Source organism: Paenibacillus sp. F024 (assembly GCF_057814255.1).
Window position 1 is genome coordinate 1 of record NZ_JBVASZ010000020.1, and the last position, 22,642, is coordinate 22,642.

Sequence of the window (22,642 nt, forward strand, 5' to 3'; positions counted from 1 at the left end):
CCGGCTTCCTTCAGATTCCGCCTCGCGACGGACACCCTTGCCCTTGGCTACGGTAGGCGCTCGCCAGCCCCCGTTCAGGACTTTCACCCTAAAGATGACGCCCATGCTGGGCGTACTACAAAAAAAACACCCCGGAACGATTTCCGGGGTGTCCAGCCATCTTCAAACATAACCATCTATAAAGGCGGCCGAATCCGGCCGGATGATTACAACTTGATGACGTTAGCGGCTTGAGGACCACGAGCGCCCTCTACGATATCAAACTCAACGGATTGGCCCTCTTCCAGCGTTTTAAAGCCGTCAGTTTGAATTGCGGAGAAGTGTACGAATACGTCGCCTCCGTCTTCGCGTTCGATGAAGCCATAACCTTTCTCTGCGTTAAACCATTTCACTTTACCTTGCATGCAAAAACATTCCCTTCGTTATCAAATAACTGCAAGCTCTAGCCTACATTTCGAATATATCATCCCAAACTTACCCATGTCAATGCAGCATCCGCGTGTTATAGAAATATTTTGAAAATTCTCGTATTAACATTCTCTTAATAACCTATTCACATCCAAAAAGCCCGTCATATCGCGGTTTTTCGACATTTCTGGCAAAGTTATCAACAGAGTTATGCACATTGTCCACAGATAAAAAAATACTCACAGCACAGCTGTGAGTATCACTCGTTTTATAATATGAAGGATTGCTTTTAGCATTAGATTGGAGTCAATTACCTTAATCCAGCCGTCAATTATTTCTTCCGATCAAAAAATACACTATCCGGAACAATGTCAATTTCGTACGCCGATTTTTGTAACCGGCCCTGGTTGATTTTACTGGTTCTTTCTAACCCCTCATCTCTAAGCTCATTCATTTTGGCAAGGATTAACGCATCATATTGAAGCAAGCGTTGTACTCGTACCGTAAACCCGCTTCGTTCCGTCCGGGATAAAGAGAGGCACTTCATCCTTTCAATGATTTGCTCTCTGCTGTCGACATATGCTGTTATCTCTTCATAGGTCATATGTGATAGAGACTGCATCCAATCCTCCATGAGTTGTTCCAACTCTTGAAAGAGCTCATCCATAAGTTACTCCGGCACCGGGACTCTGTTGAGCTAACTTTGAAGCTTGATACCACGTTTCCTTCAGCTCAATTAAGTATCCCAGCACCTCTTCCGCGGGTTCAATCACTTTCTTTGTATTAGCCTCAATCAACCGGAAATTAAAATATTCATAAAGCTTCATCAAATTATCCGAAATAGACGCTTGAGGATTTAAGGTAATCATAAATTCACTGATAATGTCTTGAGCCCTGCAAAGATTATCGTTCGCTTCAGCATATTTTTTCTGCTTAATGGCTTCAATCGCCGCTCTGCAAAAACGTATAGCTCCATCACATAATAAAATCAAAAGCTGTGCAGGGGTTGCAGTTTGAACCGATGCCTCCAAATATTTATTTCTCTGCGCTGATTGTATCATCTTAGGGCCTCCTGCTATTATGCTCCACCGAATGCGTTGGCTAAATATCCGGATTGAGAATTATATCGACTAATAGCGCTCTCCATCGCTGTAAATTGCCGATAATATCGATTTTCAATATCGTTTAATCGAGTGTTCCATTGATCAATTTCTTTATCCACTTCATTCAGTCTCTTTCCAAGAACACTATTGTCCTTAAGAGAAATGACTGTACCTGCTCTGCTCGTAAGACCATCTAACGTTACTTTCAATTGGTCATAAATCCGTTCTGCAATTCCCACATCCGATTTGTCCGAATCACCATTTCCATTAGCCGTAAACATGGCCATTACGGCATCAGGATTTTCCTCGATGGCTTTTCTCAGCTTTTTCTCATCGGTGAGATATAGCTTCCCGTTTTCAACATATTGACCGGTCTCTATACCGATAGAGCTTAACGTTTTATAGTCCTTGCTCCCTGTTTCAACTTGAGACACTATAGCCATTCTCATTCCGCTGACAGCCTGGCTAAGATAAGAATCATTCCTTAATAGACCGCTTCGCGCCCTTTTGGTCCAAAGCTCAATGTCACTATCCTTCATTTCCTTTTTTTGCTCGTCGCTCAGTGGTGCATAACCTTGGAATCGGCTCTCACTGATTTTGTCCTGCATCGTTTTTAAAATTTCATTATAATCATTAATAAAGCCCTTTATGCTCTCAACCATCTTATCTGTGTCTGTTTTTACCATGACTGTAGTTGAAGAGCCTGCCGGCGTCTGCGGATTCAATGTAAGTTCAACACCATTGATGGTAAAAGTATTACTCGTTTTCGTAATACCAGTTACCCCATTGATATCTACAGAGGCATCCGTAGCTGCTGTACCTGCACCCGTCACCATTAAAATGTCCGTCGTAAAATTACCTTTTACGTTCTCAAAGGTGATGTCGGCCGAATCCTTATTGGGACCGTTCACTTTGCCCGTCTGCTTCGAAGTAAACGAGACCAAACCTCCCCCACTGCCCACTTCATAAAAAGCCGTGACATTAGTATTTGCGTTGATGCGGGCAATCACATTATTCAGCGAGTCTACATTCGGGTTGATCGTAATCACTTTACTATCATTGATTTTAATTTCATAAGTCTCATATGTAGGAGGATCTGTTGCTGGAGTTACCTCAGTAAGCGTGCCTGCCAAATTAGCCGCTTGACTAGCTAATGTTTTTGTCGGGTCAAATGAGGAATTTGCTCGTATATCGCTTGCACTTATATTAGAGGCGGCTGTAGCTACACTATTTACTTTAATATTTAGCGGCCCAATCTGCGCATCTCCTGTAGCTCTGGCTGTAACAATATCCGGATTGGCGGAAGTAGCCGTTCTGGAGCTTAAATTGCCTTCCAGCTTAAAATCAAATAATTTGGTATTGCGATAATCCCACAGCTTCGTATTCATATCGCGATAATCCTCACGCTGCCATTCGATTATCTGCTTTTTTTGTTTAAGGACGTCCAGTGGCTTTCTATGAGCCGTCATTAGACCTTTAACAATGGAATCGATATCCATTCCGCTTGCCAAACCACTAAAGCGATTAAGGGGTGTAACCATTAGTCATCATCTCCCGCTTATTAATTTATCTTTTCTCATCTATGATGATTCCAGCCATCTCCCATATCTTAGCGATTAAATCGAGATTCTTCTCTGGAGGTATTTCTCTAATGAGCTCTCCGGTTTCCTTGTTCAATACCTTAACAAGGATTTGCTTTGTTTCTTTATGCACGGAAAATTCCAGGGAAGTTGCTGCGCCTTCAACGGACTTAATGGCCCGTTCAATCGCTTTGATGAACTGTTCCTCACTGACAGGGATGTTCTCTCCCCTAAGTTCCGCTTCTTTTATGTCTTTTGCCGAATGAAGGTTAGCCGTTGATGAAACAGGGGAATCGTTAACTAAGGACTTGCTTGCTGCCGTTTGGTATCTATTATTTTCAGAAGCTCCGTATGATAAGTTCACTTCCACCTCTAACACCTCCACGACTGGGTTCTTATGATAATAATATCGGACAAAAATGTGAATTGTGTTAGAGGAAATCTCTGAAATCAACCCTATTTTTAATAATGATACTAGTGCTCTTACTATACTCATCTGGGTATCGGTTTCCATTTGCGGCCAAATCGGCAAGTTCCGGAATAGATTGTATTTTTAAGTACAACCTATCCCAGACGCAAATATCGGGCTGCCACATGCGCGAAAGTTCGACATAAACAAATCCCGTGATACCGAGTATAATGTTTTGCTGCGAATTCTATCGATTAATTGAGATACGTTACTATTAAATGAAATCCACGCAGGAACCCTTTGTCACCTCTTATTTAAGAAAAGATTTATTTTGATAAGAGCCTATCCCAAGTCTTTTTAAAGTTCTGGGTGGTAATCACATACTCATTGTACTCATTATCAATAAATATTTTATATGCGTTAAAAAACTTAATGGACATACCGTTATCCCTACTAAGATCACTCATTTCGTGATACATGATACTGTTGTCAATAATCTGCAGTTTATCGGGCATAATTTTTCTAATAAAATCCAAGTATTCGGGGTCAGGAATCGTAATAAACACAATCCCTTCTTCCTTTAAATGCTTGCGGATAACCCGGAATAAATCAGGATATCTATCCCTTGGCACATGCTCCATAACATCACAAAGAGAGATCACGTCATACTGTTCATTCAGATCCAGTGTGGTAATGTCATGCGCGATAAATTCAACATCAGCAACCGTACTTTTGGCATACTCAATTAATTTTGGTGAGAGATCAACCCCAATAACCTTCTCCACCCCAAGCGAATGGATAAATTCCGTGGTTATCCCTATGCCGCAGCCCAAATCGAGTACATTCTGACCAGGTTTGACAATTTGCTGCAACCGCTGTTTGATGTATAGATGCCTTGGATTATCCCTTTGTCGATCCTGCTGCAAATAGCTCAGGAAATTATCATAAAACTGTGTAACCTCTTGTACTGAGGCTTCTCCGGCCATACCTTCATTCGCGGCCGCAGCAATCTCCTCGGTGTCCTTCTTGAACGTTTGCAATACACGGTGAATTTCATTTATTTGTTTATCTAATGAATAGCCTTCTTCAATATAATTCCGATACTCTCTAGGAGTATATTCTTCCGACATAATCATATCGGTAAGCTCATCAAGCGTATTCCATACAAATTTGCCGAATTGCCATTTTGCACCGACAAAATGATGGATTAACGGTTTAATTCCCCGGGCCATGGCCTCCATAACTCCGACCGGATTGCCTTCGAGTACACTGGTGGAAATGATAAAATGCTTATCCTCCAACCATTTGTTAATATCCTCCTGCCAGCCTTCATAAATGACATGATCCTGCAATCCAAGCTCGGCTATCATCTGTCTAAAATAAAGCATATCTCTCGGATCTTGGAATTGACCGGCAATATGCAATTTATATCTGGGATCCCGATCAAAAATAGCTTTAAAGGAATGCAGAAGCAGCATAGGCCCTTTCTTATAATTAATGTAGCCTACATAAGCAATACGGAACCCTTTTTCTCTCTCTTTAAACGTATATTTATTGATATCGATGCCATTGTGAATAACAACCGCTTGATCTTCGTCAAGATTATTAGTTTGTTCTAAAACGAATTTTTTAATATGCTCGGCTACAAAGATCACATGATCTACATTTGTCCAATCCACTTGCTTCGGGTAGTCCGTGAAAGCTTCGTAGCTGTGCAGTCTGCATATGATTTGCTTATCCCGGGCCGCCTGAAGCTTGCTTCCGTAAATAATTAGCTCATCACACCATTCAAACCAGCATATATCCGCCCACTTCATGCCTTCATCAATTTGGGGATAATGGGTGACTATGATCTTTTTCGTCCGATAGTCAGAAGATAATCGATTAATAATATCGTTAAGAAAACTTCCCATCCCTTCCTTGACAAAAAAAACAAGCTTTTTCTTTTCTCGTATCGCCGGGTCGAGCTCCTTCAATTGAGAGATTTTATTTCTCATTTCTTGTCCCTGATCTTCTGGAAGCAGACGATTCAGATCGCAATATAGCTCATATGCGGATTGGTAATCCTGCTGTTGTTCATACCAGTAGGCTTGATTATAAAGCAAATCGGTATGATAAGGGGCTATCTCCAGGCCTTTCATCAACACCGTTTTTGCATCGGCCCATTTGCCCTCTACCATCAGCACAATCGCTTTCATCGAAAGCAATTCAACATCCTCAGGCACTAATTTTTCACATTTTTCGATCGCTTGACCGGCCGCTTCAAGCTCTCCCAGGTTAATAAGCTCTTCGATTTTCAGCTTCATCAATTTGACTTTTTCGAGTATTTCTTTGTCAGTATCGCTCATGTTATCCCCTCTTTATTGAGTAACAGTTGAAGTCCTTCGTTCCATAAATGGTTTTAATAGCCCTGCAACGAAAGGATAAACTTCGGCAGCCTCTTTATAGTAACTTAGCGCATATTTTAGATTGTTTTTTTCGCTTGCTTCTTGGGCAAGATACATCAAAATAAAAAATTGGTCTTCCGCGTTGTCAATCGTTTTATAAATTAATCTGACCGACGTCTGTTGATATAATTGAGTAACATAATTAATTCCACGTTCAATATATAAATCAAATATTTCGTGGTACTCCTGATCCATTGCCTTATCCTTTTTCTTAGCATCTTCGACTGCCATTAATAAAACAACATTTGCAATGGCGCAATAGACCCGATTGCCGTGATAATCATTAGGTCTGATTTTTTCACCTTTTAAATACTTCATAAAATAATCATGAGCTTCACTGAATTTATCCAAAAGCATTTTTACATACAGCTTAATATATCCGTTCTCCAACGCTTTAAAATAAGAAATCACAGGCAAGCTGCATTTTATAGCAAACTGATAAATTTGAAAATACGGAAATACATCCAGTTTATTCATCATATTGCTGGCAACAAAATCTTTAATTAAACGGCTGTTGTCATCCGTTATCCTAATTTGGTTTAGCTGGCCATAGGGCCCTTCATCTTTAGAAAATGCTCTTGCTAATACTAACTTTTCGTCATCATCCTTCAAAGCTATTGCCGCTATTTCCAACCTGTTGGCAAAGTATGCTGCCAAGGAATTATTTTCAATAGATTTATAAAATTGATACAACTCCTCATATCTTTTAAGCTTTAACATAACTTTAATAGCAAGATCAACTTTATGGGTATTTTCTTCAATTAAATTTATATATTCAACTGCTTCCGCATAATTTTCATTCTCAATTAAAGCCCTGGCTAATTTATAGGCGGCAACAAATTTCGTTGTTTCATCTACCGTATATAGCTCCAGAATAGACAATTTGGATAATCCCGTTTTGGTATATTGTTCATGAAGCTTCAAAAACGTTTTGAATGACTCAATCGCTTGATCTATTTCCTGCTGAGCAAGCTGTGCATCCGCCAAGTAGAAATATAAATCTATGTATTGAGGCGATAATGAAATACCTTCTTTTGCTATTCTTACCGTTTCGTCAAATACTTTGCAAACATAACTCATTCGGGCATGTTCACCGATAACATAATAATTTCTTGCCACTATGTCTTTACTCTGTTTCTTTAGTAAGGAGTAGCTCTTCCTTATTTGCAACAAAGCTTCCCTATAGTCTTTATGCATGAAATAAGTTCTAGCTAGCTGAAACCGATAATAAATATGATCCGGGTCCTTCTCCAATTCTTTCAGCAGCAAGGAGCTTGTTCTCTTGAATTTCTTTTCCATCAATTCCGGATCATCATTATTATAGCCGTAATGCCTTATATAAATATCGGCATGCAAGGCAGGATTCTCATACTTCGGTTGATTGTGAATGGAGCCTTCATAACGGAATTTCCCTGTATTTCTGAACAAACGCTCCGATATATGCACAACATATTTATCACGATCTTCAGTCAAAAAGTTTTTACCCAAAACCCGTATCGTGTTGTATTCGTTAATTGTCTCGGATTGCAATAATGCCACAAGCTTCTCTGGATGCTCCAATTCCTCATCAGCGTCCAGAATAAAAATCCATTCCCCTGAAGCGTACGCTATCGATTTATTTCTCATATCGGAGAAATGATTATTCCATTCATGGTAGTACACTTTACTGGTATATTCTTTAGCAATATCGACCGTCTTATCGGTAGAGCCTGTATCCACGATAATCAATTCGGCAGACATTGCTTCTAGAAGCGGCGCAACGCTATCAAGACAGCGTCCAAGATTATTCTCTTCGTTTTTGACGATCATGCAGACGCTTAGGGTTAGCTTACTACTCATCGTTTAAATGTTCACTCCAGTATTCGAATAATGGGAGCAGTTCAAATTTTAACAAATCGGCGGTCAACAGATAATCCTTCGTTTGATATGCCTGAAACAGCATGTTCAATTTTTCGCTGCATTCATCCATCCTGATAGCACCGACATGGGCTTGCAGCCGTTCCGCACCTTCGACCAATGCAGTGAGATCTTCGATTAAGAAGATCATCTTCTGATTAGCCGATTCATCGTTTCCGCTTTGGTAAAGTTCGGCAATACCTTCAATTCGGGAGCAAATGTTTTCTATCAGCTGTTTGGTTGTATCCTTTAATTCGTTTAGTTGCGTTATCACTAATTATCCCCTCTTAATTTAGGAAAAGCCGACTATACAGTCGGCTTTTCTCCCATTTTTTATACCATTGAATTTACTATTAATTATCTCAGAAGCTGCAATACGCCTTGAGGAGTTTGGTTTGCTTGCGCAAGCATCGCTTGAGCTGCTTGAGTCAAGATGTTGTTCTTTGTGAAGTCCATCATTTCCTTCGCCATATCTACGTCGCGAATACGGGATTCTGCAGCGGTGAGGTTTTCGGAAGATGCACCCAGATTGTTGATGGAATGCTCTAAGCGGTTTTGGAACGCACCCAGCTTGGAACGCTGCGAAGATACATCATCCAACGCTTTTTGGATCGCAGAGATCGAAGCTTCGGCCGCGCCCTTGGTATCGATTTTGACACCGTTAACGTTCAGTGCAGCTGCGCCCATGTCTTCAATGGAAACGTTCATCGTTTGCGAAGAGTTCGCACCGATTTGGAAGGTCAAAGACGTATCCGTGTTGTCTTTGATAGCCGCTCTTTGTGTAAAGGTAGACTCGTCACCAATGTTAGCTGTTGTTAATGCGCCGATGGTTACGCTAGCTTGTCCGATAGTTACTGTACCGCCAGCAGCGCCGATTTTCAAGCTGCTTGCAACACCTTGATGGTCTGTAAAGGTGATAGTAAAGGTAGTGGCGGAAGAGTTTGCGGATCCGACTCTTACATTGTAAGACAGGTCATTTGTGATCGTACCAGCGTTCGTAATACCCGTAAATACAGCAGCCTTCTCATCGAATTTTGCAGATTGTACTGCAGCATTCGTACCGCTCAGGTTACCGTTCAACAGCTTCTGCGTATTGAACTCCGTCGTGTTTGCGATACGGTCGAGTTCTTTACCTAATTGGTCCACTTCTTTTTGAAGCTCTTGACGGTCAGCATCCGTGTTCGTATCGTTGGACGATTGAACGGCAAGCTCACGCATACGCTGCAGGATGCTGTGAGTTTCGTTCAAAGCACCTTCAGCTGTTTGGATCAAGGAGATGCCGTCTTGAGCGTTACGCTGTGCTTGGTCCAAGCCGCGGATTTGTCCACGCATTTTTTCGGAGATAGCCAAGCCCGCTGCGTCGTCGCCAGCACGGTTGATGCGAAGACCGGAAGACAATTTTTCCAAAGATTTACCAACCGCACCGTTGTTTCCTGTCAATTGGCGGTGTGTGTTTAATGCTGCAATGTTGTGATTAATTCTCATGTTTTTCTTCCTCCCTGAAGGTTCGTTTTCCCACATCCATGTGGTTTTCAACTATTCATAGGTCGGCCGCCCAATGAATCGTTCTTATTAATATTATCGTAATTGATCGATGCGTACTGTAGGTTTAATTTCGATCATTTAGACGCATTTGAGTCGATTTTATGCTTTTAAAAGCCCTATTTTCTCGATATACCGCTACTTTTCTCTAATTTAGGACAAATTACTATCTTTTTCTCGCTTCACCTTGATCATAGCGCTTAAATCCTTGAGATTTACAGCAATGTTCGATGCTTCACGATTCGATTCTTGTATCGACAAATAAATTTCTTTTCTATAAACCTCGACGTTTTGGGGAGCTCTAATGCCTAATTTAACGCTTTCCCCTTCAACTCCTAGCACAACCAACTCCACCTGATCTCCGATCATGATCGATTCGCCTTTTTTGCGGGTAAGTACTAGCATGACGGCTCACCATCCATTTGCGACGGAACGGCATCTGCCGCATGGTCTACCAGCTTGTGCTTGGTTTTATAGGAGGTATTGTGAAGGATGACCTGCTTGCCCGTTTTGGTTATCATATTAATAATGATGGGCGCAAGAAGATTTATCGTTATATTTTCGATTTCGCTTGAGACGGTAATAATGGACCAAATCATCAGATCTTTGGCATCTGAGATCTCCAGCTCCTCCTGCACGCTCTCCGGCAGTTGAAATTCGTAGCTTGGATAGAAGAGGAATGGATTCGTGATGACAAACGATAAATCAGGATTGTCTACGGACTGCATAAACGAAAATGGCTCATCTGCCTCCGATTGCAAAATCACATATTGCCGGCTTTCTTCAAAACCGGGCAAGCCTTGGGGAAAGGAGAAGATTTGATCTTCCTCCACGATGATTTGCCCAAATTGCAAAGTACCTACCATCATCTATGAATCACCCCTTCATGTAAATAAGAAAAGCTCCTAACCGGAGCCCTTGAGAAAAGTATATTAAAAACTATAGAAATTTCCAAACCGATAGTCCTTTCACTATATCCTCAGATCAATTTGAGGCGGTGTAATTTCTACCTTGGGATATTGCAGCATGTAGATATCCAGCTTACCTCTGGTAACGTTCAGCTCCGGCCGGTTCACCTGCGCATTGACTTCTATCCGGCCATCGGTCACTTCGATCCTCGGTTTGTTTGCCCTATAATGAATATCAACATTATCATAAGATGCCGCCCCGGTATAATTAAATTCAAACCGATCGAAAAAAAGCTGCTGTGCATTATCTGCTATAGGATTGCCACCTGCCGCAATGTTGCCTAGACTGTTGCCCTGCTCTACGATTCTCGCAATGCCCTGCAGCGCTACATTTTTTGCCTCCGAATAAATCCGGTTCATGGTTTCCAGATGACCTGCTCGGTTTAGCGCATCCCATGCTTTACTCTGATCGATTTGAAGATCTCCAGGCGGCGATTCGATTTGGAGCTTAGGCGGTATCCGCTTCATCTCGTAGGTCGCCTTCGGCTGCTTCTGTTCGAGCGTCGCCTGATCGGCGTCAATTCCAAGCTGTGCATACTGCTGGTGTATGGAGATGGAGGGGAAAGTAACCATTAGAAATGACCTCCTAGCGTAAAAAGTCGACTAAGCTAGGTTGAATAATTTTGGCTCCTGCCGAGAGGGAAGCCTGGTATACATTTTCGCCCATTTTCAAGTTTGTAATCACTTCAGCCATGTCCGCATCCTCTGTTTTGGATTGCAGGCTTTGTAAATTGGTGCTCATATCGACTAATCTCCCTTGAATGAGCTCGATCCGGTTGGTTCTGGCACCGACCTCCGAACGCATCTCAAGTAGCTTGTTCATTCTCGAGTCGATTTTATCAATAGCATTGCTAACGCCGGCATGATTATTATTGGCAAGATCCGTGATCATATCATTCATAATGAGGAACACATTATCGGGATCCGTAGGTAAACCAAAAGCATCAGCGCCCACAATATTAACAGGCAGCTTAATGCCAGGACCCATTTCAAATTGCAAAAGCCCGTTATCCGTCTTTTCTGTAGCAGCCCCGGCTTCGGTATATGGCTTCTGATCAGTGAGCTGACCGTTAAACACATATTTACCCTTAAATTTGCTATTTCCAATATCAACCATCTGTTTATACATTTCTTGAATCTCGGTTTTAATGGCTTCCATGGCCGTGTCCGGGTTGGAAGCATTGGCACCTTTAACCGCTAATTCTCTAACACGCTGCAATACATCTCCAGCTTGTCCCAGCATCGTGTCAGCAAAATCCAAGGACGAAGAGCCTGCGTCTACATTTCTTTGAAATTGATCGTTTGCAGAAAGCTCGCTCCGATATCTTAATGAGAATGTGATTCCCACGGGGTCATCGGAAGGAGCGTTGATTTTGCGTGCGGTAGAGAGCTGATTCTCCAAATTGCTCAATCGGCCCAAGTTCGTAGAAACGTTCCTAAGCAATTGCGTACTGATCATGCCTTGCGTCACTCTTAACGGCATGGCTTCCCCTCCTTCTTAGCTATTATCTGCCAACGACACCCATTCCGTTTATCACTTTGTCAAGCGTCTCATCAAAAGTGGTCATTACTCTAGCCGCAGCGTTGTATGCATGCTGAAACTTAATCATGTTGGACATTTCTTCATCCAACGAAACGCCGCTCACCGATTGTCTTCTAGCTTCGACTTGATCCACCAGAACCTTCTGGTTGCTCGCTTGCCGTTGGGCCTCTTTTGTTTGTACGCCAAGCTGTCCGACAACCGAACGGAAATAATCGTCTACGGTTGCCAAGGATGTATTGGTTCCAGTTCCAAAACTATATTTGGCATCTCTCACCTGCGACATTAAAAGAGCAGCCGTATTGTTTCCGATGACTACTTTTTCATTCGCTCCCGTTCCTATTGTACGCATCGAGGTTGCAATAAGATTTGGGGTATCGACGATTGCCGAATTGACTTTAAATGTCGCAGCCGTTATGGTTTGGCCGGAGTTCTCATCAAAGAAAGGCACTCCTGAGGATGGGTTCCCCAGGTTATATCCGAGCTTGTGCAGCCCGTTAAAGCCATCCACCTCGACCGTCAGATCGCTTGTCAATGTCCTGTTATTGTTGGCATCGGAATAGGTAACCCCATTCAATACGGTCCCTTCAGGCAAAACGGAATCCTTAGGAATCGTTACAGTGATTTTCCCGTTTACCAAAGTATTCGCCATTGTATCTAACTCAGACATATAGCTTGCCACATATTGATCTCTCGAAACGATCATGCCGTATACTTCACCGCTATTAAGGTCCCCTGAAGAAAATGCCTGATTTAAGATGTCACTTGTCAATACAGCTGGCGTACCGCCTGTAACAATAGCTGTATTGCCCATGGTTATAGTGTAACCTTGGGCTGTATCGCTTACTTGGATATTCACAATCTTAGACAACTCATCGGTCAACAAGTCCCTTTGGTCTCTAAGATCATTGGCATTATCGCCAAGTCCTTCAACGCGCTGAATTTCTCTGTTCAAATTGGAGACGGTAGAGGCAATGGTGTTAATTTGGTTTACTTTTACATTAATGTTCTCTGTAAGATCAGCGCTTAAGTCGCTTAGTTGCTTGCTTGTGGCGTTAAAGGCATCCGTCAATGCCAATGCATTCTCTCGGACAATCTTACGTCCATCGGTGCTTTCCGGATCTTTACTGAGATCAGACCACGATTTCCAGAAGTTATCAATTACCGTTCGAATCCCCGTATCTGAAGGCTCGTTAATGATTTTTTCAAGCTTCTCTAATGTATCTTGTCGAACAGACCAGCTGCCAAAGGATTTATTTTCGTTCCTATACTGATTATCCAAAAAACTTTCACGAATTCTAGTGATCGACTCGAACTCTACCCCTGTGCCTAATTGACCAGGAACATTCGAGCGGTTCATGCCTACAGCTTCCATAGGCCTTGACGCGCTCATATTCACAACCTGCCTAGAATAGCCTGCCGTGTTGGCATTAGCGATATTATGTCCAGTCGTCTGTAAAGCGGCTTGCTGCGTAAACAATGATCGTTTCGCAGTCTCCAGCCCATGGAAAGTTGATCTCATAGGAATACACTCCCGTTCTATGCCCTCGTATCAAATAACCTGTTCGGCTTCATACTTGAATTCAATTGTTGGTGCGGATTGTGATAAACCACTTCATCATCGGGTGAACCGGCAAGCAGGTCAAGAGAGTAATTAATATATTTTATAGCATGCTCAGCAAGCTGTTGATTAAACTGATTCAGCTCCCTAAGCTTACGGATGTTTGCCAAGAGCTGCTTTTGCGCATCCATCAGCTGCTTTTTCTCGTCCGCATTAAAAATGATCTTCGTCAAGTCGCTGACCGTTACGCGGGGATTCGGTTTATACCCTTTCTCCATCAAAAAGGCTCCGGTCGCCTCCACCCGCTGCAGGTCCAACTCCCCTATGCGCTTCAGGAGCTTGTTTTCTTTGTTCACAATCTGCATTAATTGTTCCACTTCATTATGGATAAGCACATGCTTTTTTTGCTCTGCAAGATCCAATAAGGTGGTATGAACAACATTCAGCTCCGCCATCGTTTGCAACAAGGCTTCCAAAGACATGGCTCTTCACTCCAATTAGGATTTCAAAAAAGGAAATATTTTTTCAGCCAGCGTACGGGCATCGACATGATACGTACCCGCTTTCACCGAATTCTTTAATTCATCAAGTCTTTCCCGCTCTGTAGGGGTTACACCGGAACTCCCGAGCAGCTCCTTTGCTTCACTGGAAATTTCCACATGGTCCTTCAACTTGCTCTTCTTCCCGGATGCAGCCGATTGTATTTGTTCCTGACTTTTCTTGTATTGGTTCAGCGAACTAACTTGATTCGTTCCATTAATCTTCATCTTACTCACCTCAATTGACAGCAATAGTAAACCCACCGATTTCCGTATTACTACTTTTATCGGTGGGCTGTTTTTAAAAGTTTAGATGAAATTGAGTTATTTTGAGCGATCTTCAAGCCTATCCCTAATTTTGAAGGCGGTACTCTTTTGAAGCTCTTCCCGGGATTTTTTCCGTTCCTCATCTTCGTGAAGGTGATCAAAATCCTTCACCAAGCGCGTCCGGCAGTCATCACATATATTATTTATACGAATAGGAGCTCCGCATATATCGCAATCATAGGTCATATTCGGATTGTTTCTAATGGAAATGCGTCCTTCACGGATGAATTTGACGATCTGCTTCATGTCTACGCCTGTTTCATCACTAAGTTCCTGAATTGTACATTTCTGATTCTCCCGAAGAAACTTTAAACATTTCTCATAGTCTGCTTCCAGATCCTTAATGCAGCTCGTACACATGCCATAATTATTTTTCAGATAGACTTTACCGCACCGGCTGCAGTTTTCCACATTGAGACTCATCATAACCCGCTCCTTTCGGACCTATCTCTTCTTTATAGTTTATCTTAAAAAATACGACAATGCACATCTTTTTTCGACAAATGTGAGGTATTTCACAATTCTTCCTATCTTGCCCAACTGATCCCATGCACGCTGACCGGTAAAACCGTCCTGATCGTGCGTGCGCATTCATTCAGCGTACTTCCGGTAGTATACACATCGTCCACCAGGTAAAGACGTACTCGCCCCTTTCGGCAGGCCGAGACAATAGGCGCCATCTGTGAAAGATCCGGGGCGAACACTCCCACCATATCGTCAAGCCGATCGGCTCTGGCTTTAAAGCTTTGTTTGTCAGTGTGGCGCATTCTAATCAGCAGAGGAATGACCGGGAGGCCGGTTAACCTTCCCAGCTCCCTGGCCAGCTGCTCGGCTTGGTTAAATCCCCTTTCATCCAACCGCTGCTTACTTAGGGGAGTGTAGGTGATCCACTCGGCCGCATCGGGCCGGGTTTTGCCCTTGTGATGTAAATGATATGCGTGCAGCAGCATGGGCCCGAGTACCCTCGCAAGCGATTCTTTCCCCCGGTATTTATAGATGGCCAGCCACTCCTTCATTTGATCGTTATAACGAACAGCGCTGCGGTTCTGGGTGAAATAAGTATCTTGACGCCGGGGACAGTCCGGACATTCCCCGTACCGGCCGCACCGGTCGCATCGGACTTCATGTATCCATGGGATATGTTCATAGCAGCGCTGGCAGACAGGTATGCGTCTTGTTCCGTTTTCTTTTCCTCCGCACACCAGGCAAGTTGAGGTTCTGGGGGCAAGCAGCGTCTCCGTCTGGCCAATGAAACGGATGAGCCGCTCGATTACCTGATTCATCTTCAACAACCGTCAGTCCCTCCTAAGCATCAATATACCCTCTCTTGAGAGCAAGATGGTTCATCGCCACGATGTGCTTAACAGCCTGGGATTGAGAACGGGTCTTTTCTTTAGCAGCAAAAATGACAAGCCCCCTAGGGTCTTGAGCGGATCGTCCTGCTCTTCCGGCCATTTGGACGAGCGCGGCGGCATCAAAAACAGGAGAATCCGCATCCAAAATAAAAACATCCGATTTCGGTATCGTAACCCCCCGCTCCAAAATCGTCGTGGTCACCAGCATTCGAATGTTTGCTGAACGAAAGTCGGTGACTTTACCGGCACGGTCAGCGTCCTTGGATGACGTGCCTTGGATGTTAACGTGATGGAAAACCTGACGCAGCAGCTCCGCGAAAGGCTCAACCATCGCGATTTTCGGCACGAAAACGAAAATTTGAGCGCCTCGATCAAGCGAAGCCTGCAGCTTGTCCTTTAGCTTGCCAGGCAGTCCGCCCTGCTGAAGCGTCTGACGCAAGGCCGGGCACGAGATTAAAGAAGGCACCGGAAGAGGATGCCGATGATACCTCGCGGCGACTCGGGCATGCGGCAGCGTGCCCTTCTTTACCGCCCGCTGCAGTTCTGCCGGCGGTGTCGCCGACAGCAGGATATATGTACCGTCCGGCTTACAAACCCGCTCTGCGGCATACTGCAGCTGCGGGTTATTGTGGTAAGGGTATGCATCCAGTTCATCGACAATCACAAGCTCGAAGGCCCGGTCAAACCGCATCAATTGGTGCGTCGTCGCCAGTGTCAGCTCCCCCCCCTCCCATCGCTGCTCGCTTCCCCCGTAAAGCGTGACCATCTTGGCTAACGGAAAAGCCTTCTCCAGCCGCGGCTTCAATTCCAGCACGACATCGCGCCTTGGTGTTGCGATCGCCACTTTTCCGCCGCAAGCCAGGGTGTATTGGATCATCGGAAAAATCATCTCCGTCTTCCCCGCTCCCGTAACTGCCCAAATTAAAAATTTCTTCGTAGATCCTTTATTCTCATTTTTCCTTGAAAGGTACTTATTTGCTTTCAAAAAATCCAATGCCAGCCCTGCTGCTTCCGCTTGCACCTCACTTAATCCCCATGGACTTAATAAAGCATGCCTGTCCGGCTCCGGCCCGCATTCGTCCTTTTCTCGCTGTTCATTCCAAGTCCCGGGTCGGATCAAAGGTGTGCAGTATCGTACCCGACCCATCGTTAGGCACGATTCGCAGTAAGGACAAGGACCTTCGCAATACGGACAATCGGTCCATATGACCGAAGCCGGTTCCTCTGCTTCCCATTTCGGTCCGGTTTTTTTTCTCTTTTGATGCCGCTGAATACCAATGCTGCCGCATCGTTTACAGCGTCCTTTTGTCGATCCATGCAGCAAGGACCATAGCCCTTCGCCGGATTTCCGTTTTTCCACACCGGTTTCAAGCAGGATACGCCCTTGCAGCCAAGCACTCTGCAAATAATAACCCGCTGCATCAGCCCATTGCGGATCGACCTGACTCTGCATGAATGCCTCGAACTCCTCCAAAAGCAAAAAACGCCCCTCCAGCGATGTTGCCATTGCCGTGAGCACGTACCTTATTTCCGTATGATTGCTCATGGAGGAACGCTCCAGCACGGAGGGCTTCCATTCCTGCAGCTGCCACTTTGTCAGCTTTTCCCGTGTAATTCCAAGCGCTCTGACGCCTTTCAGCAGCTCCTTCAGTTCTCCCCTTGCTGAACTCTGTGATGCATGCCGCACCAGCTCCATGGCTTGTCCAAACGATAAGGCCGGCTCCAGCACGCGAAGTTTGAATCGGCTGCCGTACAACCCGACCCAATGGTCGCGGTCGGCCCGTATATCCAAAGAAACGTGCCAGGAACAGCCTTTGGGAGAAAACAAAGCATAGACCAAAGCCATCATGAATGATTCCATCCCCATTTCATTACTCATAAATATTTGTAAGCGTTTCCTAACTCTTCGTTATGGTTAAGCCGGATAACGATCATCTGCTCATCCTGATGCTTCAGAACCCATTCATCCCAGTCCATATCCACTATCGTCCAGATGTTCAAGTGATGCTCCAGTCTTAACCTTTCGGCAATGGTCAATGTATCGTCAGTAGAGCCCTCATCCACAATGGTAACGGTAATTGCTCTGCCTTTGAGCCAGGAAAAAAAGTGCAGCGAACGCAGGTACCACTCGATCTGAAGCTGATGATTATAAGTTTTCAGAATATAGTGTACAGCCTGTTCAGTCCCCCGTCGCTTCCAGTGCCAATGCAGCCAATGAATAAGCGCAATCCCCGCTGCGTAACAACCGAAAATCCAAGCCAAGCCTAACATCATAGCGGCTCCCCTCCCTTAAGAGCATTATATGCGGCTTAAGAGAAGTTGGTTCCTTTCCCGAACCCAAAGGCTATGATGGCCCCCGCTCACTTATAACGTAACCCAACCGTTCTTTATGGCGACAATTACGGCTTGGGTACGGTCGTCTACCTCCATTTTTTGTAAAATGCTGCTGACATGGTTCTTAACCGTCTTTTCACTGATATAAAGAAATTCACCGATCATCTTGTTGCTCTTGCCTTCAGCCATCAAACGCAGCACTTCGGCTTCCCTGCGTGTCAACGGGCTGTCGTCCATATGTACATATTTCACATCAGCTTCTTTCGCAACACCGGAAGCGGCGACGCCCTGCTCGTCCAGATACGTCATGCGGCGAAGCTGATTAATCAGCTTTCCGGTAACCTTCGGATGGATATAAGCATGTCCTGAAACCACCGAACGAATGGCGTTTATCAGAGACTCGGCCTCCATATCCTTCAACAAATAACCGGATGCTCCCTTGCGTAATGTTTCAAACACGTAGCTTTCATCGTCATGAATGGATAGAATGATCACTTTGATATCCGGAAAAATATCTTTAAGCTTCTCCGTAGCCATCACGCCATTCTCAAGCGGCATATTAATATCCATTAATACGATATCCGGATGGAGTGTATTGCACAATTCAAGAACCTGTATGCCGTCTCCGCATTCCCCTACTACCTCCAGGTCGCTCTCCATGTTCAAAATGCGTTTTACCCCTTCGCGAAATAGCTGATGATCGTCTGCAAGAACGAGCTTAATGGGACGTTTAGCGCTGGCCAGCATGTCCATATGGTTAATCCTCCTTGGATTCTGACTTAATCGGTATGACCATGGATACTTTCGTTCCCACCCCTACGGTAGAATGGATATCCAATCTTCCTTCGAGCAGTTCTACGCGTTCGCGCATACCCATAAGTCCATAATGACTTCCGTCTGTGATTTTCTTATCAATGTTGTCTGAAATGAATCCGACCCCGTTATCGGTAATCGTAAGCTTAATCATCTGCTGCTGGAATGTCAGCTCCAATGTGACGAATGAGGCTTGTGCATGCTTGTGCACATTGGAGAACGCTTCTTGAACTAAGCGGTATACCGCAACCTCCATACCGGAAGGCAGACGGATTTCTTTGCCGATCAGTTCAAATTTTGTGCGGACTTTTGATTTTTCTTCATAATCCTGCACAAATTTCCTTAATGTCGGCACTAATCCAAGATCATCCAGTGCCATGGGACGGAGATTGAAGATGATCTTCCGGACCTCTTCAATCCCGCTCCTGACACTAATTTTCAAGTCCTCTAATTCATTCTTTACGGCATTGTAAGCGTGTTTGGCCAGCATGCGCTCTGTAATCTCGGTCCGCAGCACCATATTCGCCATATTTTGCGCCAGACCGTCATGGATTTCACGCGCAATGCGCTTGCGTTCCTCTTCCTGTGCCAAAATGATTTTAAGGCCCAAAAGCTGCCGATTTTTGGCGGACTCCAAGAGCCGCGTCACTTGGTTCAAATCTCCGGTCAAATATTCCAAAACGACACCGAATTGAGAGACAAGAGCTTCCGCTCGTTCAAGCTGCTTATCGAGATTCTTCAGGCGCTTCTGCAGATCGTCCCTCCGCAGCTTGAGATGCAGTTCCTTCTCCCTATGAATAGCTAACTGCGCTTGAAGCTGAGTAGCCGCTTCATAGGCCGTACGGATGTCTTCCTCATTGAATCGCTTGAAATCCCGGCTCACTTCGGTCAAACGCACACGAGAACGCCGGTATTCCACCTCGAAGCGGTCTACCGTATCGATTGTTCTCGCTGTTTCTTCAATGACCATTTGCAGCTCTTTGTTCAGCGCTTCGCGTTCTGCCCGGACACTTTCACAGATCTCGAAAATTTGGTATTTGCTGTTCTCCATGACATCAATGGCATTCTTGATGACGCGGTCAAAAACATCGACAGACATCCGGACAAAGCTCCTTCGTCATTTTTCTCAGTTGCACTAGCAATATAGTACCATAATTTCACAAGATTGTGAGAGCTGATAGTACTAATTATTGCAGGGTCACTTGGCGGGTCTTCCCATCCCATGTGACTTTCCAGCCTAAATTTTCTGATAAGATGCGCAGCGGCACCATCGTCAAATTATTCATAATGACCGGCGGCACCTCTGCCGTCACTCTTTGGCCGTTCACGATGAGGTCGGTATCGTTGATCCATAGATCAATCATTTTGCCGCCGCGGATGACAGTGACTTTGCGTTCTGCATCGTCCCAGCGTACCGTACCCCCTAGTGCATCCGTCACAAAACGAATCGGGATCAAAGTATTGCCTTTTTCAATCACCGGGGCTTGCTCCAGCGTCATGGATTTCCCGTTAACGGTCACTGCTTTATTATTGATCGTTAAGCTAATCGAATTCAACGACGGCTTCTCCAAACCGCCTCTGTACGTAAACGTGATATCATCAAGACCGATCGCGCTCTTGGCGAGCCGCTCATCCTGACCGATTTCCTCATTCACGACATAAATGCTCTTCACCCGGATCGGATAGCTGATCGGATACGCCGACAAATCGGCGGTTACCTGCTTCCATCCCTTCCAATTAATGCTGCGGGCCAAATTTACCAGATGTATCTTACCTGCATTATCAAGTATTTCCGCACGCAGCCAGTTCAGGCTCTCATCACCGTTGACTTTTACTTTCATATATTGAGGTTGCCCCTCGATCACGATACCGGTATCCAGTGCCGCATAGGCCCATTTGTTCCCTGTACCCTGCGAGAAATCATAGTTGAGCTCCAAATACTTGTTCCCGTTAGCGCCGGGTTTAATGGCTACCCCTGCTTTAACCTCCTGAGGCTTCACATTGGACGTGGTCATGACCGCAAAATTGTCCAAATCATACCACACCTTGTCAACCCCTACAGGAATCACCGTGGATGTGCTGAAGCCGTCATATTTGGCAATGAGCTGGGCTCCCGTGCTTCCGGCCAAGCTGTTCACCTTTAACGTTCCATTGGCTGCCTCGCCTTGAATACCGAGCACTTCCCATTGGATCAGTTGCGGCGGAATTTCTCTGCTCTTGCCAGCCAAGGTTGTCGCAATAACCGGAGGCAGTTTAACCGACTCTCCTTCGGTAAGCGTCATATTATCCGCTTTAATGGTCATGCTTTTCAATTGGCTTCTGCCAGCGACCTCGAGATCAGCCGTCGATTGTCCTTTTCCGTTAACAGCCGTCACTTTGGCCACTCCCGCTTTTGTGGCGGTGAATATATTATCCTTGAATGTTCCTCGATTGTCAGCAGCGCTCCACTGAGCCGGCAATTTAGACGTGTCTACAGGATTATAATAGACGTCATAAGCTTTATAGCTCAATGCAGCCGGCTCTCCCACGAACACAAAACTCGGGGCTTGAATGAAAAGCTCTTTTACCTCTCCTTGCGGAGCCGTAGAGTATACCCCTACTCCGTTAACTACACGCCGCTGGGCTCCGGTCTCCGTCTGATTCACAAGAACGGGATCAAACTGCCCCAGCGGGCGCGCGGCCATCTGCGTCGATCCGCCGCCGTCCAGATTAAGTCCTTTCCATACGCCTACCTTAATCATAAACTGCTGCAGCTCCTGCATGCTTAACCCTTTGCTGTCTCCGTAATTATCTACGGTAATCAGATAGGCGGTTTTCATATCCTGAGAGTACCCTATCGCTGTACGCGAACGATTGCAGCAAAGACTTGCCACTTCACGAGAGAAGCTGGCAGGCTTGCCCTCATCTACCATGATAGTGTGACCGCCAATCATCATTTTAAACGTACTGACGTCATAACTCTTGTTCGGATCCTGCGCTAGAACCTGGTAATCAGCTCTCAACGGATCCCCTTCTTTGAAGTGTGCAACGACAAAATCCGCCGCTTTGCCCGAGGCACGGAGAATGTAACCGTCCTGTGGAGCGATCATCCGGATAATTCCGTTAACCGCAATCTGCTTTATGATGCCATTCTGGACCAGCACCTCTGTCGGCACGGTAACCCCATCATTAGAGCGGTCGATCTGACCCCATGCATTCGTATACATAAACATGCCGTTGATATGACTGTGTTCCCCGCTCGGCTCAAACCAGTAGTACGTTTTATTGATGCCGCCAAGCGGATATGAAGCTCCGTCCTTGGCGATAATCGATCCTTTAAAAGTAAATAAGTCCACAATCGGCTTGTTGTTCTTATCCAAGGCAAACGAATAAAAGCCCGGCAGATAAGGCGGAGTAGCCATCAGCTGACCATTGGAAATCTGCGGACCCATGGGAACGCCTTCGGCCTGCGTATTGTAAAAATCACCATTGATCCCGGCAACAGCCTTCGTTTCCTTGGTCATTCCCAGTATGGTTTGTTTCTTCGTAAACTGATTTCCTGTACCCGTCATGACATCCAGCTTCACATTTGGATTCGTCAAATCGACTTCGACTACATTTCCGTTGACTTGAATTTCTTGCTTGTTGCGTAACGATTTCCATACATATTTCTTCAACACGGCACCGGACGTCAAAATTTCCTGGCTCACCATCGTCACGGTCGGTTCGCTTGCTGCGTAAGCCGCATTCCCGCCTGTTCCCGGCCAAGACGATAGCAGCAACGAAGCTGCAAGGACGACACACGACAACTTTCGCCATTTCTTTTGCAAAATCACTCTTT

The 22,642-nt window shown here is 45.0% G+C and carries 23 protein-coding genes; all 23 read right to left on the bottom strand.

The features are described from left to right. Positions 1 to 206 precede the first annotated feature (206 nt). The 23 genes from ACZYR9_RS18785 to ACZYR9_RS18895 all read right to left on the bottom strand — a co-directional run bounded on the left by ACZYR9_RS18785 (position 207) and on the right by ACZYR9_RS18895 (position 22,637). Positions 207 to 404, bottom strand: coding sequence for a cold shock domain-containing protein (locus tag ACZYR9_RS18785; RefSeq protein WP_036682971.1), 198 nt, complete (start codon positions 402 to 404; stop codon positions 207 to 209). Between the two features lie 335 nt (positions 405 to 739). Then, a complete protein-coding gene (locus tag ACZYR9_RS18790) occupies positions 740 to 1,075 on the bottom strand; it encodes a hypothetical protein (protein ID WP_488979994.1) in 336 nt (111 codons plus the stop codon). Beyond that, complete coding sequence (gene fliS / locus ACZYR9_RS18795; RefSeq protein WP_488979995.1) at positions 1,068 to 1,469, bottom strand: flagellar export chaperone FliS; 402 nt, start codon at positions 1,467 to 1,469, stop codon at positions 1,068 to 1,070. Before fliS ends, ACZYR9_RS18790 begins: the two co-directional genes overlap by 8 nt. A gap of 17 nt (positions 1,470 to 1,486) precedes the next feature. Continuing rightward, entirely contained in the window at positions 1,487 to 3,052 is a 1,566-nt protein-coding gene (gene fliD / locus ACZYR9_RS18800; protein WP_488979996.1) for a flagellar filament capping protein FliD, read from the bottom strand. A gap of 25 nt (positions 3,053 to 3,077) precedes the next feature. Beyond that, on the bottom strand, positions 3,078 to 3,461 hold the full coding sequence (locus ACZYR9_RS18805) for a flagellar protein FlaG (RefSeq protein WP_488979997.1): 384 nt from the start codon (positions 3,459 to 3,461) through the stop codon (positions 3,078 to 3,080). Positions 3,462 to 3,826: 365 nt separating this feature from the next. Beyond that, on the bottom strand, positions 3,827 to 5,848 hold the full coding sequence (locus ACZYR9_RS18810; RefSeq protein ID WP_488979998.1) for a methyltransferase domain-containing protein: 2,022 nt from the start codon (positions 5,846 to 5,848) through the stop codon (positions 3,827 to 3,829). A 12-nt stretch (positions 5,849 to 5,860) separates the two neighbouring features. After that, entirely contained in the window at positions 5,861 to 7,786 is a 1,926-nt protein-coding gene (locus ACZYR9_RS18815; RefSeq protein ID WP_488979999.1) for a tetratricopeptide repeat-containing glycosyltransferase family 2 protein, read from the bottom strand. Then, entirely contained in the window at positions 7,779 to 8,117 is a 339-nt protein-coding gene (locus tag ACZYR9_RS18820; protein ID WP_488980000.1) for a DUF8042 domain-containing protein, read from the bottom strand. The genes ACZYR9_RS18815 and ACZYR9_RS18820 overlap by 8 nt, the downstream gene beginning before the upstream one ends. Before the next feature lie 83 nt (positions 8,118 to 8,200). Next, positions 8,201 to 9,328 (bottom strand): flagellin N-terminal helical domain-containing protein, encoded by a 1,128-nt coding sequence (locus ACZYR9_RS18825; RefSeq protein ID WP_488980001.1) that lies wholly within the window; start codon positions 9,326 to 9,328, stop codon positions 8,201 to 8,203. Positions 9,329 to 9,538: 210 nt separating this feature from the next. Next, the gene (gene csrA, locus ACZYR9_RS18830; protein WP_488980002.1) at positions 9,539 to 9,790 is read right to left on the bottom strand and encodes a carbon storage regulator CsrA; all 252 of its coding nucleotides are present in this window, start codon (positions 9,788 to 9,790) and stop codon (positions 9,539 to 9,541) included. After that, positions 9,784 to 10,254 carry a flagellar assembly protein FliW gene (gene fliW, locus ACZYR9_RS18835; RefSeq protein ID WP_488980003.1) on the bottom strand — a complete coding sequence of 157 codons (471 nt, stop codon included), beginning with the start codon at positions 10,252 to 10,254 and terminating at the stop codon, positions 9,784 to 9,786. The genes csrA and fliW overlap by 7 nt, the downstream gene beginning before the upstream one ends. A 102-nt stretch (positions 10,255 to 10,356) precedes the next feature. Then, positions 10,357 to 10,926 carry a DUF6470 family protein gene (locus ACZYR9_RS18840; protein ID WP_488980004.1) on the bottom strand — a complete coding sequence of 190 codons (570 nt, stop codon included), beginning with the start codon at positions 10,924 to 10,926 and terminating at the stop codon, positions 10,357 to 10,359. Positions 10,927 to 10,939: 13 nt separating this feature from the next. Further along, complete coding sequence (gene flgL, locus ACZYR9_RS18845) at positions 10,940 to 11,836, bottom strand: flagellar hook-associated protein FlgL (protein WP_488980005.1); 897 nt, start codon at positions 11,834 to 11,836, stop codon at positions 10,940 to 10,942. 22 nt (positions 11,837 to 11,858) lie between these two features. Then, the gene (flgK, locus tag ACZYR9_RS18850) at positions 11,859 to 13,415 is read right to left on the bottom strand and encodes a flagellar hook-associated protein FlgK (protein WP_488980006.1); all 1,557 of its coding nucleotides are present in this window, start codon (positions 13,413 to 13,415) and stop codon (positions 11,859 to 11,861) included. Positions 13,416 to 13,432: 17 nt separating this feature from the next. Next, the gene (locus tag ACZYR9_RS18855) at positions 13,433 to 13,936 is read right to left on the bottom strand and encodes a flagellar protein FlgN (protein ID WP_488980007.1); all 504 of its coding nucleotides are present in this window, start codon (positions 13,934 to 13,936) and stop codon (positions 13,433 to 13,435) included. 15 nt (positions 13,937 to 13,951) lie between these two features. Further along, positions 13,952 to 14,221 carry a flagellar biosynthesis anti-sigma factor FlgM gene (gene flgM / locus ACZYR9_RS18860; protein WP_488980008.1) on the bottom strand — a complete coding sequence of 90 codons (270 nt, stop codon included), beginning with the start codon at positions 14,219 to 14,221 and terminating at the stop codon, positions 13,952 to 13,954. 96 nt (positions 14,222 to 14,317) lie between these two features. Next, complete coding sequence (locus ACZYR9_RS18865) at positions 14,318 to 14,566, bottom strand: hypothetical protein (protein ID WP_488980009.1); 249 nt, start codon at positions 14,564 to 14,566, stop codon at positions 14,318 to 14,320. Positions 14,567 to 14,847: 281 nt separating this feature from the next. Next, positions 14,848 to 15,603 carry a ComFC family protein gene (locus tag ACZYR9_RS18870; protein WP_488980068.1) on the bottom strand — a complete coding sequence of 252 codons (756 nt, stop codon included), beginning with the start codon at positions 15,601 to 15,603 and terminating at the stop codon, positions 14,848 to 14,850. A gap of 22 nt (positions 15,604 to 15,625) precedes the next feature. Continuing rightward, positions 15,626 to 17,524, bottom strand: coding sequence for an ATP-dependent helicase ComFA (locus tag ACZYR9_RS18875; protein WP_488980010.1), 1,899 nt, complete (start codon positions 17,522 to 17,524; stop codon positions 15,626 to 15,628). 26 nt (positions 17,525 to 17,550) lie between these two features. Beyond that, a complete protein-coding gene (locus ACZYR9_RS18880; RefSeq protein WP_488980011.1) occupies positions 17,551 to 17,949 on the bottom strand; it encodes a hypothetical protein in 399 nt (132 codons plus the stop codon). 90 nt (positions 17,950 to 18,039) lie between these two features. Next, complete coding sequence (locus ACZYR9_RS18885; protein WP_488980012.1) at positions 18,040 to 18,762, bottom strand: response regulator; 723 nt, start codon at positions 18,760 to 18,762, stop codon at positions 18,040 to 18,042. Positions 18,763 to 18,766: 4 nt separating this feature from the next. Continuing rightward, complete coding sequence (locus ACZYR9_RS18890) at positions 18,767 to 19,921, bottom strand: sensor histidine kinase (RefSeq protein ID WP_488980013.1); 1,155 nt, start codon at positions 19,919 to 19,921, stop codon at positions 18,767 to 18,769. 88 nt (positions 19,922 to 20,009) lie between these two features. Further along, a complete protein-coding gene (locus ACZYR9_RS18895; protein ID WP_488980014.1) occupies positions 20,010 to 22,637 on the bottom strand; it encodes a stalk domain-containing protein in 2,628 nt (875 codons plus the stop codon). Positions 22,638 to 22,642 lie beyond the last annotated feature (5 nt).

Coding starts and splice junctions, on each gene's coding strand:
- ACZYR9_RS18785 (WP_036682971.1), bottom strand. CDS start 404: ATGCAAGGTAAAGTGAAATGGTTTAACGCAGAGAAAGGTTATGGCTTC.
- ACZYR9_RS18790 (WP_488979994.1), bottom strand. CDS start 1,075: ATGGATGAGCTCTTTCAAGAGTTGGAACAACTCATGGAGGATTGGATG.
- fliS (WP_488979995.1), bottom strand. CDS start 1,469: ATGATACAATCAGCGCAGAGAAATAAATATTTGGAGGCATCGGTTCAA.
- fliD (WP_488979996.1), bottom strand. CDS start 3,052: ATGGTTACACCCCTTAATCGCTTTAGTGGTTTGGCAAGCGGAATGGAT.
- ACZYR9_RS18810 (WP_488979998.1), bottom strand. CDS start 5,848: ATGAGCGATACTGACAAAGAAATACTCGAAAAAGTCAAATTGATGAAG.
- ACZYR9_RS18815 (WP_488979999.1), bottom strand. CDS start 7,786: ATGAGTAGTAAGCTAACCCTAAGCGTCTGCATGATCGTCAAAAACGAA.
- ACZYR9_RS18825 (WP_488980001.1), bottom strand. CDS start 9,328: ATGAGAATTAATCACAACATTGCAGCATTAAACACACACCGCCAATTG.
- csrA (WP_488980002.1), bottom strand. CDS start 9,790: ATGCTAGTACTTACCCGCAAAAAAGGCGAATCGATCATGATCGGAGAT.
- fliW (WP_488980003.1), bottom strand. CDS start 10,254: ATGATGGTAGGTACTTTGCAATTTGGGCAAATCATCGTGGAGGAAGAT.
- ACZYR9_RS18840 (WP_488980004.1), bottom strand. CDS start 10,926: ATGGTTACTTTCCCCTCCATCTCCATACACCAGCAGTATGCACAGCTT.
- flgL (WP_488980005.1), bottom strand. CDS start 11,836: ATGCCGTTAAGAGTGACGCAAGGCATGATCAGTACGCAATTGCTTAGG.
- flgK (WP_488980006.1), bottom strand. CDS start 13,415: ATGAGATCAACTTTCCATGGGCTGGAGACTGCGAAACGATCATTGTTT.
- ACZYR9_RS18855 (WP_488980007.1), bottom strand. CDS start 13,936: ATGTCTTTGGAAGCCTTGTTGCAAACGATGGCGGAGCTGAATGTTGTT.
- flgM (WP_488980008.1), bottom strand. CDS start 14,221: ATGAAGATTAATGGAACGAATCAAGTTAGTTCGCTGAACCAATACAAG.
- ACZYR9_RS18865 (WP_488980009.1), bottom strand. CDS start 14,566: ATGAAGCAGATCGTCAAATTCATCCGTGAAGGACGCATTTCCATTAGA.
- ACZYR9_RS18870 (WP_488980068.1), bottom strand. CDS start 15,603: ATGAATCAGGTAATCGAGCGGCTCATCCGTTTCATTGGCCAGACGGAG.
- ACZYR9_RS18875 (WP_488980010.1), bottom strand. CDS start 17,524: ATGATGGCTTTGGTCTATGCTTTGTTTTCTCCCAAAGGCTGTTCCTGG.
- ACZYR9_RS18880 (WP_488980011.1), bottom strand. CDS start 17,949: ATGATGTTAGGCTTGGCTTGGATTTTCGGTTGTTACGCAGCGGGGATT.
- ACZYR9_RS18885 (WP_488980012.1), bottom strand. CDS start 18,762: ATGGACATGCTGGCCAGCGCTAAACGTCCCATTAAGCTCGTTCTTGCA.
- ACZYR9_RS18890 (WP_488980013.1), bottom strand. CDS start 19,921: ATGTCTGTCGATGTTTTTGACCGCGTCATCAAGAATGCCATTGATGTC.